This window comes from Clostridium sp. OS1-26, from assembly GCF_030915445.1.
In the GTDB taxonomy this organism is placed as follows: domain Bacteria; phylum Bacillota; class Clostridia; order Clostridiales; family Clostridiaceae; genus Clostridium_AM.
Window position 1 is genome coordinate 3,594,012 of the sequence record NZ_CP133264.1, and the last position, 15,978, is coordinate 3,609,989.

General features: G+C 30.1%; 14 protein-coding genes. 11 read left to right on the plus strand and 3 right to left on the minus strand.

Annotation, left to right across the window (positions count from 1 at the left end):
• The first annotated feature begins 13 nt into the window (after positions 1-13).
• The 4 genes from RCG18_RS17535 (at position 14) to RCG18_RS17550 (ending at position 5,485) form a co-directional block, all read left to right on the plus strand.
• Positions 14-394 carry a BlaI/MecI/CopY family transcriptional regulator gene (locus RCG18_RS17535; protein ID WP_308037318.1) on the plus strand — a complete coding sequence of 127 codons (381 nt, stop codon included), beginning with the start codon at positions 14-16 and terminating at the stop codon, positions 392-394.
• Between the two features lie 38 nt (positions 395-432).
• Positions 433-2,697, plus strand: coding sequence for a M56 family metallopeptidase (locus RCG18_RS17540; protein WP_308037319.1), 2,265 nt, complete (start codon positions 433-435; stop codon positions 2,695-2,697).
• A gap of 108 nt (positions 2,698-2,805) precedes the next feature.
• Entirely contained in the window at positions 2,806-3,186 is a 381-nt protein-coding gene (locus RCG18_RS17545) for a BlaI/MecI/CopY family transcriptional regulator (protein WP_308037320.1), read from the plus strand.
• A 34-nt stretch (positions 3,187-3,220) separates the two neighbouring features.
• Complete coding sequence (locus tag RCG18_RS17550) at positions 3,221-5,485, plus strand: M56 family metallopeptidase (RefSeq protein WP_308037321.1); 2,265 nt, start codon at positions 3,221-3,223, stop codon at positions 5,483-5,485.
• Between the two features lie 57 nt (positions 5,486-5,542).
• Here RCG18_RS17550 and RCG18_RS17555 read toward each other — a convergent pair whose 3' ends face one another.
• The 3 genes from RCG18_RS17555 to RCG18_RS17565 form a co-directional block, all read right to left on the minus strand.
• Entirely contained in the window at positions 5,543-6,625 is a 1,083-nt protein-coding gene (locus RCG18_RS17555; RefSeq protein ID WP_308037322.1) for a dipeptide epimerase, read from the minus strand.
• A gap of 61 nt (positions 6,626-6,686) precedes the next feature.
• Positions 6,687-7,490, minus strand: coding sequence for a serine hydrolase (locus RCG18_RS17560; RefSeq protein ID WP_308037323.1), 804 nt, complete (start codon positions 7,488-7,490; stop codon positions 6,687-6,689).
• 14 nt (positions 7,491-7,504) lie between these two features.
• Positions 7,505-8,074 (minus strand): M15 family metallopeptidase, encoded by a 570-nt coding sequence (locus tag RCG18_RS17565; protein ID WP_308037324.1) that lies wholly within the window; start codon positions 8,072-8,074, stop codon positions 7,505-7,507.
• Positions 8,075-8,352: 278 nt separating this feature from the next.
• On the opposite strand from RCG18_RS17565, the gene RCG18_RS17570 reads away from it, so the two are divergent.
• The 7 genes from RCG18_RS17570 (at position 8,353) to RCG18_RS17600 (ending at position 15,946) form a co-directional block, all read left to right on the plus strand.
• Positions 8,353-9,843: a PTS transporter subunit EIIC gene (locus tag RCG18_RS17570; protein WP_308037325.1), complete on the plus strand. Its 1,491-nt coding sequence runs from the start codon at positions 8,353-8,355 to the stop codon at positions 9,841-9,843.
• A 47-nt stretch (positions 9,844-9,890) separates the two neighbouring features.
• Positions 9,891-10,547 carry an N-acetylmannosamine-6-phosphate 2-epimerase gene (locus RCG18_RS17575; protein ID WP_308037326.1) on the plus strand — a complete coding sequence of 219 codons (657 nt, stop codon included), beginning with the start codon at positions 9,891-9,893 and terminating at the stop codon, positions 10,545-10,547.
• A 95-nt stretch (positions 10,548-10,642) separates the two neighbouring features.
• Positions 10,643-11,443, plus strand: coding sequence for a MurR/RpiR family transcriptional regulator (locus RCG18_RS17580; protein ID WP_308037327.1), 801 nt, complete (start codon positions 10,643-10,645; stop codon positions 11,441-11,443).
• Positions 11,444-11,828: 385 nt separating this feature from the next.
• Complete coding sequence (locus RCG18_RS17585) at positions 11,829-13,802, plus strand: methyl-accepting chemotaxis protein (protein WP_308037328.1); 1,974 nt, start codon at positions 11,829-11,831, stop codon at positions 13,800-13,802.
• Positions 13,803-14,054: 252 nt separating this feature from the next.
• On the plus strand, positions 14,055-14,615 hold the full coding sequence (locus RCG18_RS17590; protein WP_308037329.1) for a nitroreductase family protein: 561 nt from the start codon (positions 14,055-14,057) through the stop codon (positions 14,613-14,615).
• Between the two features lie 197 nt (positions 14,616-14,812).
• Positions 14,813-15,445, plus strand: a complete 633-nt coding sequence (locus RCG18_RS17595) for a plasmid pRiA4b ORF-3 family protein (RefSeq protein WP_308037330.1) — start codon at positions 14,813-14,815, stop codon at positions 15,443-15,445.
• Positions 15,446-15,769: 324 nt separating this feature from the next.
• Positions 15,770-15,946 (plus strand): aspartyl-phosphate phosphatase Spo0E family protein, encoded by a 177-nt coding sequence (locus RCG18_RS17600; RefSeq protein ID WP_308037331.1) that lies wholly within the window; start codon positions 15,770-15,772, stop codon positions 15,944-15,946.
• Positions 15,947-15,978 lie beyond the last annotated feature (32 nt).

Sequence of the window (15,978 nt, forward strand, 5' to 3'; positions counted from 1 at the left end):
GGAGGAATAAGCTATGAAAGAAATGCCAAAAATCTCAGCAGCTGAGTGGGAAGTAATGAAACTTCTTTGGAAAAATAAGAATTTAACATCTGAAAAAATAATTAATTCATTAACAAGTAAAATGAATTGGTCAACACAGACAGTAAAAACATTTATAACTAGGCTTTTAAAAAAAGAAGCAATAGGATTTGAAAAAGTAGGTAGAACCTATAATTATTATCCGCTAATATCTGAAGATGAATGCATAAAAGCTGAAAACCAATCTTTTCTTCAAAAAGTATATGATGGAGCTGTAGGTATGTTATTTACAAAATTTTTAGAGGAAGAGTCCTTATCAGAAAAAGAAATTGAAGAATTGGAACAGCTTCTTAAAAACAAGAAGGAAGGTAAGTGAAATTAGGTTTTTATAGTTAAAATTAGGGGGATATTAATATGGATACTTTAATCAGAACTTTTTTATGGGTTCTTCATGTTTCCATGACAGCAAGTATTGCAGCATTATTAGTAATTTTAATTTTAAAATTATTTAATAAGCATATTGGGGTAAGATTTCAGCATGCTTTATGGATTATAGTTATTATAAGACTCATAGTACCTTTAGAGCTTCAAAGTAATCTAAGCTTATTTAATTTATTACATGAAAAGCATCAAAGTATTTCAGACATCAAAAACAAAAGCGTAATAGAGGATATGGCTTATGTTACATCTGATTTCTTAAGGGAAGGAAAAGCTTATTGGGATTATAAACAAAAAAGTCAAATAGCATCAATAGGTTCATCTTCAGAAAAAATAAGTTATAAGGAAGAAAAAGCAACAAAAGAAAATATGAGCACTCATGTTTTGAACATAGCTTCTTGTATATGGTTAGTTGGAGTTTTTAGTACAACTTTACTTTTATTAATAGTTAAGTGGAGATTTAAAAGAAAAATTTTAAATTTAAAGGAGCTTACGGATTTAAAAATTGTAGCGCTACTGGATGAATGTAAAGAGAAAATAAATATAAACAAAGATATACCTGTTTATATTTGTGATAGTTTTAGAAGTCCATGCATATTAGGAATTTTTAGACCCAAGGTTTACATTCCTCAATGCGTATGCAGTACAAATAACTATACGCAACTATATCATATACTTTTACATGAATTAATTCATTATAAAAGAAGAGATTTGATTTATAATTCCCTTGCTATATTTGCTGTTATGTTGCATTGGTTCAATCCTGTTATATGGTTTTGTATAAAGAGAATGAAACTTTATAGAGAATGTGCCTGTGATGCTTATGTCCTTGAAATTATCGGAGAAGAACAAGCTGAAGAGTATGGTATGACACTGATTAATTTTTCAAAATTGATTTCGAATACTAATAAAGCATCACAATTAGCGATTTTTTTTGAAACAAAAAACCAAATTAAAAGGAGAATAAAAATGATAAAGAATTTTAAAAAAGGTTCATATAGAATGTCAGCAGCTGCAGTGGCATGCTGCATAGTAGCCTCTGGTATTGTACTTACTAATGCTGTAAATGCTAAAGGTATGAAAGCAGACAATATTGCTGCAGTGTCTAGTAATAAGGATTCGGTAAAAAAGCAGGAAAGTAAGTTTATAATTGATTCAACACTTAAAAGCTATCATGACATGAAAAAAGTACAGGAAGTTCTTGGGTTTAAATTTAAGGTGCCGGATTTTCTTCCAGAAAGTTGCACTCCAACAGATAGTTTTCATGTAGTAAAAGTTTCTGACAAAGATAATGCATTACAAATGTTTTTTAGTAGCAAGGAAAGTAAAAAAGCTGGCAATTCATTTGAATTTTATGTTTCAAAAGTAAATATGGAAGAATTTTTAAAGCAAGATGCAGAGAATAGAAATAAACAGATGCAAGATGTAGAAATTCCAAATACAAGTAAAGATAATAAAGCTGGAAAAGTTGAAATTAGTAAAGAAGCGATGAATTTAGCTGGAATAAATGGATCTAGCATCACTATAAAAAGTACATTACCTGGAAATTACAATGAAATATGCAAGTTTTTTGTATGGCAAAATGAAGGAATGTACTATAGCATAAAATACAGTCAAGCATTAGGAGAAGGAGAAAACTTAAAAAAATTTGTAGATATATCTACAGATGATGTAGGAAAAGTTGCAACTTCAATAAAATATATTGAAGCTGTGAAAAATGTGAATTACTCTATAGAAAGAGAGGTTTCAACAGAGCTTGCAACTTTAATGATATATGATAAAGAGGATTTAAATAAAGCTAAAGAACTTTTAGGCTTTAATCCCAAACTACCATTGACTATAAATGATGATATAAAAATAAACAGTTCCGCAGTAGGTATTTCAGGAGATTCTGATATAGAAAATAAAAAGATTAACTATGAGTTAAATACATTCTATAGTTTAAAAGGTGGATACTTAACATTTACACAAGGAAAAAATCTACATGATTATGAAAGTATAAAGAAAAATGGGTATATCGAAGTTAACAAAAAAGAAATTAAAGTTCAGCCTTTAAAGATTGGTGACAAGGAAGTCTTTAAATATGAAGATTCCTTTGAATCAGAATTAAATAAACAATCAAAGTCTGAAGAGTATATTTGGCAAGAAAGTGGATTCTATTGTAAAGTTTCAATGTGTGGACAAGCAACAGATCCAGATGAAATAGCTAAAGGATTTGTTAACTCAAAGTCAATAGACTAAATTATTGGAACAAGGCAAATATATATTCTAACTTGATAATTTTAGTTTACAAATGTAGCCTTAAATTGAAAGTCTACATTTGTAAACTGAAGATGGAGGAATAAGAGTATGAAAGAAATGCCAAAAATCTCAGCAGCTGAGTGGGAAGTAATGAAACTTCTATGGAAAAGTAAGACTTTAACATCTGAAAAAATAATTAATTCATTAAGCGGTAAAATGAATTGGTCAACACAAACAATAAAAACTTTTATAACAAGGCTTGTAAAAAAAGAAGCAATAGGATTTGAAAAGGTAGGAAGAACCTATAATTATTATCCATTAATATCCGAAGATGAATGCGTAAAAGCTGAAAATGAATCTTTTCTTGAAAAGGTATATGACGGTGCTATAGGTATGCTTTTTACAAAATTTTTAGAAGCAGAGTCTTTATCAGAAAAAGAAATTGAAGAGCTGGAACAGATTCTTAAGAGTAAGAAAAAAGAAAAGTAAAGTTTTTGTAGCTAGAAATAGGAGGATATAAAAGATGGGTATTTTAGTCACAAGTTTTTTATGGGTTCTTCATGCCTCTATAACAGCAAGCATTGCAGCATTACTTATAATTTTAATTTCAAAATTATTTAGTAAATATATTGGAGTAAGACTTCAACATGCTTTGTGGATTATAATTGTCATAAAACTAATAATACCTTTACAATTTCAGAGCAATTTAAGCTTGTTTAATTTATTACATGAAAAATATCAAAGTAGTTATGAGATTCAAAACAAAAGTACACTACAGAATATGGCTTACAATACATCTGATTTCTTAAGAGAAGGTAAAGACTACTGGAACTATAAATCTAAGAATCAAATAGTACCACTAGGAAAATCTTCAGAAAGAATAGAAGGTAATCAAGAAAAATTAACCAAAGAATATGTAGTTAATAATACTTTGAACATAGCATCCTGCATATGGTTAGCTGGAGTTATTAGTGCAGCGATATTTTTATTTATAATTGATAAGAGATTTAAAAGAAAAATTTTAAACTTAGAAGAACTCAAAGATTTAAAGTTTATGCAGTTATTAGAACAGTGTAAAAAGAAAGTAAATATAAATGTAAACATACCTGTTTATGTTTGTGACAGCTTTAAAAGTCCATGTATATTAGGGGTTTTTAAACCTAAAATTTATATACCACGATGCATATGTGGTAAAAGTGAATATAAGCAACTATATCATGTGCTTTTACATGAATTAATTCACTATAAAAGAAAAGATTTGGTTTATAATTCTCTTGCTGTACTTGCTGTTATAATGCACTGGTTCAATCCTATAATATGGTTTTGTATGAGGAAAATGAAGCTTCAGAGAGAATGTGCCTGTGATGCTTATGTACTTGAAACTATTGGGGAAGAAGAGGCTGAAGAATATGGAATGGCATTAATTAATTTTTCAAAGATGGTTTCAAATAATAATAAAGTTCCACAATTAGCAATTTTCTTTGAAACAAAAAATCAAATTATAAGGAGGATTGAGATGATAAAGAATTTTAAAAAAGGTTCATATAGAATGTCAGCTGCTGCCATAGCATGTTGCGTAGTAGCTTCTGGAGTTGTACTTACCGGTGCTGTGAATGCTAAAAGTATGAAAACAGATAATATTGCTGCGGCAGTTAGTAATAATAACTTAGCAAAAAAGCAGGAAAGCAAAGTTCTTATTGATTCACAAGTAAAAATGTATCTTGGTTTAAAGAGGGCTGAGGAAAGTGCAGGGTTTAAGCTCAAAGTACCGGACTTTATTCCCCAAAATTACATGGAGGGCATTGGTTTTGATGTTATAAAAGTTTCAGATAAAGATAATGTTTTCAAGATAGAGTTTTATGAAATGGTACATGAAGGAGAGGGTAAGTTATTTCAATTCCAAGTTTCAAAAGAAAATATGGAAGAAGTTTTAAAGAAAGAAATGGAACAGAAAAATAAAGATAGATATGGAAAAAAATGTGAAATCACCAAAGAACCAATGAATTTGGCAGGAATAAATGGATCCAATATAACTATAAAAAGTACATTTTCTAAAGGTTATCAGGAAACAAGTAAGTTTTTTGCATGGCAAGATGAAGGATTATGGTATAGCATAGAATATAAGGAAGATTTACAAGACAGCAAAGGCTCCACGAATACTATGAATATTTCTACAGATGATGTAGCAAAAGTTGCAGCCTCAATAAAATACGTTCAAGATGTAAAAAATGTAAAGTATTGTATGGATATACCTGGTGGTGGATTTGATATTTATGACAAGGAAGATTTAAGAATAGCTAAGGAACGTTTGGGATTTAATCCTAAGATACTATTAAAGGTTAATAAATCTATAAATATAGAGCATTTATCAGCAATAACTTTGGAAGGTTCTGATAATGCAAATAAAGAGGATAAACATGAAATCGGTGCAAATTATAATTACCACAACGGTTACTTTATAACATTTGTGCAAGCTAAAAAGTTAAAAGATTATGAAGACATAAAGAAAAATGGATATGTTGAAGTTAAAGATGAGAATGGCAAAATACTACAAGATGGTAAAATTAAGCAAGAAAAAGCGAAGATATTAAATATTAGTAACAAGGAAGTTTTTAAATATGAATATTCTTATGGAGAAACAAAAAATGAACCAGTAAAATTACAAAATTATGTTTGGAAAGAAGATGGATTTTATTGTAAAGTTGTAATAAAAATGTATGATGAAAAACTAACTGGGAATTTAGATGAATTAGCTAAAGAATTTGTTAATTCAAAACCAATAGACTAGATTATAAATAAAGAGCCATTTTAGCAGTAAGTTTACTACTAAAATGGCTCTAAAAATCTATTTTAAGCCACGAATGTTTTTTATTCCAAGGCCTGGTTCATCAAGCAAACTTATTTTATAATCCTCAAAAATAGCACCGCCATCTACAGGATCTTCGCTGCATAAAACAGGTCCGTCTAAATCTATTTTAGTTATAATACTTTTAGCTGCTGCTAAATGTACTGCTGCAGTAACGCTAACTTTTGCTTCAAGCATACAGCCTATCATACACTCCATTCCATATACTTCTGCCATAGAGCATATCTTTAGAGCATTATGTAGCCCACCAGTTTTCATAAGTTTAATGTTAACAAGATCTGCAGCTCTCAGCTGCATTATTTTTACTGCATCTTTTGGTGAAAATACGCTTTCATCTGCCATAACGGGAATAGATACATTGTCTGTTACAAATTTTAGTCCATCAATATCGTGAGCTTCTACAGGCTGTTCTACAAATTCTATATTAAGTCCTGCATCTTCCATCATTCTTAAGGTATAAACTGCTTCTTTGGGCTTCCAACCTTGATTAGCATCTATTCTAAGATCTACATCATAGCCTATCGCTTCTCTTATAGCTTTCATTCTTTTTATGTCCATATCAGAGTCTACACCAACTTTTATTTTTAAGGTTTTATAACCATGCTTTATAGCATCTATACTGTCTAAAGCCATTTCTTCAGGAGAGTTAACACTTATGGTTATGTCTGTTATAATTTCTTTTCTATAACCACCTAAAAGTTTATATAAAGGAGCCTTGTATAATTGCCCATATAAATCATATAGTGCTATGTCCACTGCAGCCTTAGCACTAGTATTTTTCACTATACATTTATCAAGTTTAATCATTATTTCTTCAAAATTTTCAATATCCATACCAATTATTGATTTTTTTATATGGTCTTCAATAGCTGCTATTATAGCACCTTTAGTATCCCCAGTTATAACACCTGTTGGAGGTGCTTCACCATAACCTATATTACCAGTATCGGTAATTATTTTAACTATTACATCCTCTACACTGTGCACAGTTCTAAGGGCAGTTTTAAAAGGTCTGGCTAGTGGAACAGATATGTGTCCAATCTGTATATCTTTTATTTTCATATTTTTTAATCCCCCTTTTCATATAGATAAAATAACTTTTGGTTTAATATCCCTATATTAATTACTTATTAAAAAAGTTATCGATATCACTTTTCATTAAAAAGTATTCATAAACAGCCCTAGAAGTATTAGCTATAAGTCCTCGTGCATAACTGTCACTTTCAGCTTCATATGTAAGCATGACAAAAATATAATCTCCAATTTTATCATTATATACAATACCGGTATCATGTTTTACACAACTTATATCGCCTGTTTTATGAGCTATCTCAAGTTCATCTGGCAAGTACATTCTCATCATAGCATTGTCTAATTGAAGTTTTAATATTTGAAGTATAATATTGTCATACTCTTTATTTACAAGTTCACTATGATAAAGCTTATCGAAAAGCAAAGCAACATCCTCAGCACAAGTATAATTTTCTTTTCCTCTTTTAGCAGATTCAAAATCCATCATTTTTCTTTCAAGTACTGTGTTCTTATATCCATGTTCTTTTATGAAATTATTTATATTTTCTATTCCAAGCTTATCTATGAGCACATTTGTAGCTGTGTTGTCGCTTTGAATTGTCATTAAGGTTAGCAAGTCTTTAATACTATAAGATTTTATAGATTGGAGTACAGATACTATGCTGAAAGGAACTTTTTCCTCGTCATTTATGATAATCTTTTCCTCTAAGTCTAACTCTTTCTTTGCTGCCAAGTGAAAGGTCATTTCAAGTATAAATAACTTTATTATAGAAGCGGAGGGTACCTTTGCACTAGAGTTTACATTATAAATTTCACCAGTTTTATAGTTTTTTATTACTAAACTATATTTAGAGTTAACTTCTCTTAAAAGATTGTTTAATTGACTATTTAGCATTACAATCACTCCTCTTATATAAATTTATCTAGCTGTACATCTAAAATGGCATACTTTCTCCATTCTGCATCTATATAATGCCACCATTCAGAATCTATATAGTCGAAGCCAAATTTGCACATTGTTTCTGTTAAATAATTTAAATTTTTTCTTGCTTCTTCCTCCATATTAGGATTGTCTCTTCTTGCCTTTATAGAAAAATCATCAAAGGAGGAAGGCATTATAAGTTCTTTACCTTCATTTGTTATTAAAGTTACATCTACTGCAGCACCATAACTATGCTTAGAACCAGACTTTGCAGGATTAGCTACAAACCTATTGTCTGGCAGTATGTCCCAAAATATATGTTGTACATAAACAGGCCTATAGGCATCCCATACTTTTATCCTATAGCCATCCTTCTTTAGTTCTTTATTTACCTTAATTAACTTTTCTGCGGTTTGCTTTCTAAGTACGCATATGTCTATAGGATATATTTTTTTACCAGTGAAATTGTTTTCGCTAGCATATCTAAGTTCTATAGAAATAGTGTCATCTAAATCGCTCAAGCAAACTAGTCCGTCTATCTCTTCTATTTTCCCCATGTTTTCACATCCTTAGAAATCTCTATTTGGTGTTGTATTGATTTTTATTATATCATTTTTATTAAAATAACTACATAGTTTGGAACTTATCAGACTTATTTAGTGAATTTAGGGTATTATTGAACTTAGTTATATAGAATTTTTATGTTGAAAAAAAATTTCTTTATTAGGCATATTGATAAAATTATTTTCATATGATATTATATACGCATAATGAAATATTTTTTTAATTTATTAAAAATAATGAAAATAAATTTCGCACACAAAGGGGGATGGAAATGTTTAAAAATCTACAAAAAATCGGGAAATCCTTTATGCTGCCTATAGCAATACTACCTGCTGCAGGTTTGTTATTAGGGATAGGCGGAGCCTTATCTAATCCAAATACTATTAGAGCATATCCACTTTTAAATGTTGCTTGGCTGCAGGGGCTATTTGCGATTATGGCGGAAGCTGGAAGTGTTGTTTTTGGTAATTTAGCACTTATTATGTGTATTGGTTTAGCTGTTGGATTGGCAAGAAAAGACAAAGGTACCGCTGGTCTGGCTGCTGCTGTTGCTTTTTTAGTAATGAATGCATCTATAAAAGCTATGATTGGGGTTTTTCATTTACAAGTTAAATCAATTGATACTGGAGTTGTCGGAGCGATTGCTATTGGATGTGTTGTTTCATACTTGCATAATAAGTATCATAACATTCAATTACCAGCAGTTTTGGGGTTCTTTGGCGGTTCAAGATTTGTACCTATAGTATCTTCTTTTGCCGCAATTGGAGTTGGTGCAATTTTCTTTTTAACATGGCCTACATTCCAGGGATGGCTAACAAGTGCAGGAAAAGCAATTGCTGATCTAGGGGTTTTTGGAACATTCCTATATGGGTTCTTATTAAGATTAACTGGTGCAGTTGGGTTACACCACATGATTTATCCATTGTTTTGGATGACTGAATTAGGTGGAGTTGCAACTGTAGCTGGAAAAACTGTAGTTGGAGCTCAGAATATCTTTTTTGCTCAATTAGCAGATCCTAATCATGTTGGGTTATTCCATCACGGAACTCGTTTCTTCGCAGGACGTTTTGATACAATGATGTTTGGGTTACCAGCTGCATGCTTAGCAATGTATCACTGTGTGCCAAAAGAAAAGAGACATTTAGTTAGTGGACTATTCTTAAGTGCTGCATTAACTTCATTTATTACTGGTATAACTGAACCAATTGAATTTATGTTTTTATTCGTTGCACCGTGGTTATATGTAGTACATGCTGTATTTGATGGGCTATCATTCTTAATAGCTGATTTACTGCACATTTCTATAGGAAATACATTCTCCGGTGGAGTCATAGATTTTACTCTATTTGGTATTTTACAAGGAAATGCAAAAACAAATTGGATATATGTGATACCAGTTGGTTTGGTATGGGCTTGTTTATATTATTTTTCATTTAGATTCTTAATAACTAAATTTAATGTTATGACCCCAGGGCGTGAAATTGAGGGTGAAGAAGTAAAGGTTATTACAAAAGATTCCTTAAAAGAAACTGCTGTACAAGTATTAGCTGCTTTAGGCGGGCAAGAAAATATCAATGATGTAGATGCTTGTATTACTAGATTAAGAGTTTCTGTTAAAGATGTAAGTAAAGTTGATAAGAGTACTATAAAAGCCTTAGGAGCTACAGCAGTTTTGGAGGTCCAGGGCGGAGTACAGGCGATTTTTGGTGCTATGGCTGATCCAATTAAGCAAAGCATTAATGATATAATTGGAGCTGAATAAAAAATATTATGAAGTAACACCAAAGTGACAAAATTTAGATTAACAATATGGAGGATTTTATGGAGAGAGGATTAGTAGTATCATGCCAAGCATTAGAGAATGAACCATTGCATAGTTCATTTATAATGAGTAAGATGGCTTTAGCAGCAAAGCAAGGTGGAGCTGTTGCTATCCGTGCTAATACTGTTGAAGATATAGAGGCAATTAAGAAAGAGGTTGATTTACCTATTATAGGTATTATAAAAAAGAGTTACCCAGATATGGTTTCATATATTACACCAACTATGGTAGAAGTTCAAGCTTTAGTTGAAGCAGGAGTAGAAATTTTGGCGGTAGATGCTACATTTGACCAAGATATAGAATTTTTAAGATCTTTAAAAAAATTATATCCTAATCAAAAGTTTATGGCTGATATTTCTACAGTAGAAGAAGGAGTAAGAGCTGAAAAATTAGGGTTTGACTATATTGGGACTACTTTAGTGGGATACACCGATCAATCAAAGGGAAAGAATAATTTTGAAGTACTTGAAGGTTTAATTAAAGCATGCCAAAAGCCAATAATAGCAGAAGGAAATTTTGATTTGCCAGAAAAAGCTAGAAAAGCAATGGAAATGGGTGCTTATGCTGTGGTAGTTGGTGGAGCTATAACGAGACCTCAATTAATTACTAAAAAATTTGCAGAAGAAGTTCAAAAAGCGTTATAATCAAGAAGATACTCTAAGATTTAAAATTTTAGAGTATCTTTTTTTATTATGGTATTATAGATAAAGGATAACATTTAGTATAAGGTGGGATATAAGTGGATGTTTTACTAGAAATTCAGAAGAAATACAATACCTTTTCTGATAAAGAGAAGAATATAGCTGACTATGTGCTGCAGCAAAGCAACACAATTAATAATATAAATATTTCCGATTTGGCTAAGTTAACGAATACTTCAGGTGCAACGATTACTAGATTCTGCAAAAAAATAGAGTGTGATAGCTTTGTAGATATGAAAATAAAACTTAGCTCCCTTAAAAGAGATGAACAAGAGGACAAAGAAGAGGGGATACTATCTGAGGTGTACTCATATTATAATAAAGTTATAGAGGGAACTAAACAATCAATTAGCAAGGAGCAAATACTAAAAGTAGTAGAGGAAATAAAAAAGGCAAAAAAGATATATATATATGGAGTAGGAAGTTCCGGCTTGACTGCCATAGAAAGTATGCAGAGATTGCTTCGTATGGGATTCAACGTACACAGTATTTCAGATCCTCACATGATGATAATAAATAGTTCCATAGTGTCAGAGGAGGATCTAGTTATAGGAATATCTATTTCAGGAGAGACTGAAGAAGTTGTAAATTCATTAAGAATATCTAAAAATAATGGAGCGAGAATAGTATCTATAACTAGTTTCGAGGATAGTCCAATAGCCAAATTTGGAGATATAAATTTTATAGTTTATAATACATTGTTTGTAGATAAAAAAAGGTTTATAAATAGTCAATTTTCTGCTATGTATCTAATGGATGTAATATCAATGGTGTTATTAGAGGATGAAAAGTTAAGCAGTAAAATGCAAAGAACGATAGATGCTATAACAAGTGAGTAGTAACTTTATAAAGAACAGGGAAAGAATCTAATTTTTATTAATTCTTTGCCTGTTCTTTATTTTTTTCTTTAACATTTATTGTGATGTTATAGATGGATTAATGCAAGTTGGGCTCTATTACTTGTTATGTATTTAATATATATAATCTTAAAAGATAAAAATATCCTAATAACTTTCTTGAAAAATAATCAATGAAGGATATATTTAACTGGAATAATCTATAAATATAAATTATAATATAGACAAGATTCATAATTAATCCGAATATTCAAAATTTTTTCTGTATTCTGTAATGCAAAGATACAATGTATTTTTGTAAGATTTATATATAGAGAGACTTAATTGCTGCATAGTACATTTTTATAAATATAAGGAGGAGGAAGAAATGAGATTATCCATTCAAAAGAAGATTTTAATTTTTATTACAGTACTTATAGTAACAGCAGTATTTATATTAAGCTTTGTTAATTACAGAAGGACTAATTTGATTATGGATAAGTCCTTGCAGGATCAAAGCTATAAAGTCATTCAAACTGTAGACTTTACATTAAATAAGTTCATGACCAACATGGAAGGAACTGTGAATTTAATAGACAATAGTGGAATTTTAAATTATAATCCTACCCCTGAAGAGGGTCAAAATATGGTGAAATATTTTACTTCTATAACAAAATCAAATTCTGATATATCAGCTGCTTATTTTGGAACTAAAGATAAGAAGACCTTTATTAACGCAACTACAAAGCTGCCTGATGGCTATGATCCTACTTCAAGAGCATGGTATAAGAAAGCGGCAGAAGCAAAATCACTTGTATGGACAGATCCATATTTAGATGCCTTTACTGGAAAGATGGCAATTACTGTGGCAAAACCAGTAATTGTCAATAATGAAGTAGTAGGAGTATATGGCTTAGATATACTGTTAGATACTATTTCAAACTTTCTTTCAAGTGTAAAGCTTGGAGACACTGGGTATTTCACCATACTGGATTCTAATAATATGGTTGTAGCTCACCCAGAAAAGGATTTAATAGGTAAGGAAATTCCTATTAAAGAAATAAAGGATGAGGTATCGAAAAATAAGAAAGGTACATTAATTTACACTTATAATAATATTAAAAACTATGCAATTTATAATACTTTAAGTAAAATAAATTGGGAAATTATAGGTGTAATTAATTATAAAGAGAGCAAGGCTAATTCTAATGCAATGCTTATTAATACTATAGCATATGGTGCAGCTATTTTATTGATATTAATAGTGGTCGGAGGATTTATCACTGGAAGGATAACTAAAGATATAAAAATACTTTTAAAAGATATTGAAAAAATGGGACAAGGAGACTTATCTGTAAGAACAAATATAAAATCAAATGATGAAATAGGAGTTTTAGCAAAAGAATTTAATAAAATGATAGAAGAGTTGAGTAGCTTAATTTATAGTGCTCAAAATATAACTAAAAAGGTTAAAGATAAATCACAAAGCCTAGAAGATACAAATAAGGAAACAGTAAGATCATCAGAAGAGATTTCTAAGACTATAGAACAAATAGCACATGTTACTACTGAGCAAGCAGAAAATTCATCAATAGGAGCAGAAAAAGCAGCAAAATTATCTGAAGCTGTGGAAACAGTTACTGCTTCAGTTGGCAAGGTGGTAGACTTATGTAATAATACTCAAAGTGTAAATGAATATGGTACTACAGTAGTTAAAAATCTTATAACTATAACTCAGGAAAGCAATGAATCATCAGCTAACGTAAAGAAAGCAATTGATGAGATAGACAGTAGTTCAAGAGAAATAGATACAATTATAGAAACGATAAATAGTATAGCAAGCCAAACTAACCTATTAGCACTAAATGCATCAATAGAAGCGGCAAGAGCTGGTGAAGCAGGAAGAGGTTTTGCAGTTGTAGCAGAAGAAATAAGAAAGCTTGCAGAGCAATCAACTGATTCTACTAGCAGTATTAGAGAATTAATTGTTAAAGTACAGAGTCAAACTCAAAATGCTGTTGAGGAAATGAACAAATCAAAAATGATTATTGATAAGCAAACAGAATCAGTAAGAATTACAGAAAGGTCCTTTAATGAAATTAATAACTCAATTAATGGACTATTAAATAGTATCTATCAAATAGAAGAAATGAATGAAGCTGTAGGTAATAGAAAAAATGAAATTCTAGATGTGATTGAGGGAATTGCAGCTGGAGCAGAGCAAACTTCAGCTTCTACAGAAGAAATATCGGCCTCAACAGAAGAACAGCTTGCTGTAATGATAGAAGTAAGTAATATTACAAAAGAGTTAATGAAAATTTCTGATGAATTGGATAGTGAGATTTCAAAGTTTAAGATTTAAACATATAAAGTTGTTATAAATTAAATATTGAAGATCTAAGTATCAAATTATTTTAATTTGAGCTTAGGTCTTTTTTTAGTAAGAATAAAAAAGTCCTCTGTGAAGGATTTAAAATAGGAAGCTATTATTTATGTATCAGTATTATTTTTGTAACTATATATTTTAAAAGTGCGTACTTGCATTTGATAGGTATAATAGTATAATTGTAACTAAAATGGATAATGAAAAAAGCAATAACAGGAGGATTTTAACATGAATGAAACTCTAAAAAGTATAAGAAATAGAAGAAGCACAAGAGGTTATCTACCAGAACAGATTAAAGATGAGGAATTAAAGGCTATAATAGATGCAGGTATTTATGCACCAAGTGCTACAAATAAGCAGCCATGGCATTTTACTGTAGTGCAAAATAAGGATCTTATTGATAGACTAAGTGACGGATTTAAAGAAATTGCAAAAAAATCAGATAATGAATATGTTAAAAAATATGGTGAAAATGAAAAATTTCATGTGTTTTATAATGCACCAACAGTAATATTAGTATCTGGTGATGAAAGTAATAACTATGCTTCAGTTGATTGTGCAGCAGCAGTAGAAAATATGCTTATAGCAGCAGAATCCTTAGATATTGGAACTTGTTGGGTTGGATTTATTGCTTATCTGTTAAATAGTGAAGAAGGTAAGGAATTTGTTAAGGAACTTGGAATACCAGAGGGCTTTAAACAAATACACTCAGTAGCTCTTGGATATAAAAAGTTCCGTTCGGCTAATGCACCTGCAAGAAAAGAAAATACAGTAAATTATATAAAATAGAATAATATAAAAATCAGCCTAAGAATTTAACTTTTAGGCTGATTTTTATTATAAGGAAACTAACGAATAAGAAATTCTTTTATGAGGTAATAGCAATTAATTTATAAGTTTTGATATAATAAGCTAAAGAGCAGCAATATCAAATTAATTGATTCATAGCAACTGTTAAATTTATAAATAAAAGGCTGAGGTGCAAGATGAGAGCGTATAAAATAAAGATATCTCTAAAAGATACTGAACTATTAATATGGAGAAGAATAATTGTTCCGGCAGAAATAACCTTTAAAAGATTGCACGATATAATTCAAATTTCTATGGGTTGGAGAGACAATTACTTATATGATTTTAATATTATTGAAGAAAAACTCAGAGTTACGGGAGATGAAAAGACCATTGTTGAATATGAGTTCTATTCTAAAAAGAAATTGACAAAGAAAAATGACCCTTATGGGTATGTTGCAAAAATGCTAGAGATTACTCCTAAATTAAGTAGCGATATAAAAATAGATAAGTATTTAAGTAATTACAAAAACATTGAATACGTATATGACTTTGGTGACTACTGGAAACACAATATAATCTTAGAAGAGGTACTAGAGGATTATGAAAATAATTATCCTGTTTGTATAGAAGGAGAAGGAGCATGTCCGCCTGAAGATATAGGTGGAATATTTGCATATGAACAGTTCTTAGAGTCTGTTAATGATAAAAGTCACCCAGAGCATCAAAAATTAAAAGAATGGGCAGATAAACAACATTATGAATATATATTTGATATTGAAAGTATAAATAGACAGATGAAGGATGTTTTTCATAAAGTACGAGGTTAAATTCAGGAACTTATTTAAATGTAATAAATTAGAAACAGTTACTTAACAAACAAGACATGATTTCGTAATATTTGCAGTTTACAATAATTTTATCCTAAGTTATTAAGAATTAGAAAAGTTATTCTTAATAATTCCTTTAAAAGTTAAATTTATTGATTTAAGCACTGGTGAAATACTGGTGCTATTTTTTTATTAAGAAAGCAAGCAAGAATTGTTAAATATCTATACAAGCTATATTAAGAATATATAAATTAAAATTTGTATTGCTAATAAATGATTAATTTAGACCACAGACGGTAAAGCTATTGTTTGGAGGTGTTTTAAATGTCAGAGTTAGAAGATTTACTAAAAGACGTAAATACATTAAGAGAAAGCTTAGAACAATTAATAGAACTAAAAGAAGGTAACTTAGTGGATTCAGAAGTAGTTACAGCTAGTAAAATACTAAATGCAGCACTAAACCAATATAATAAATTTATAAGTGATAAGATGAAAAAATAAAGTTGCATAAATTGGATACCCTTTTAATAGCA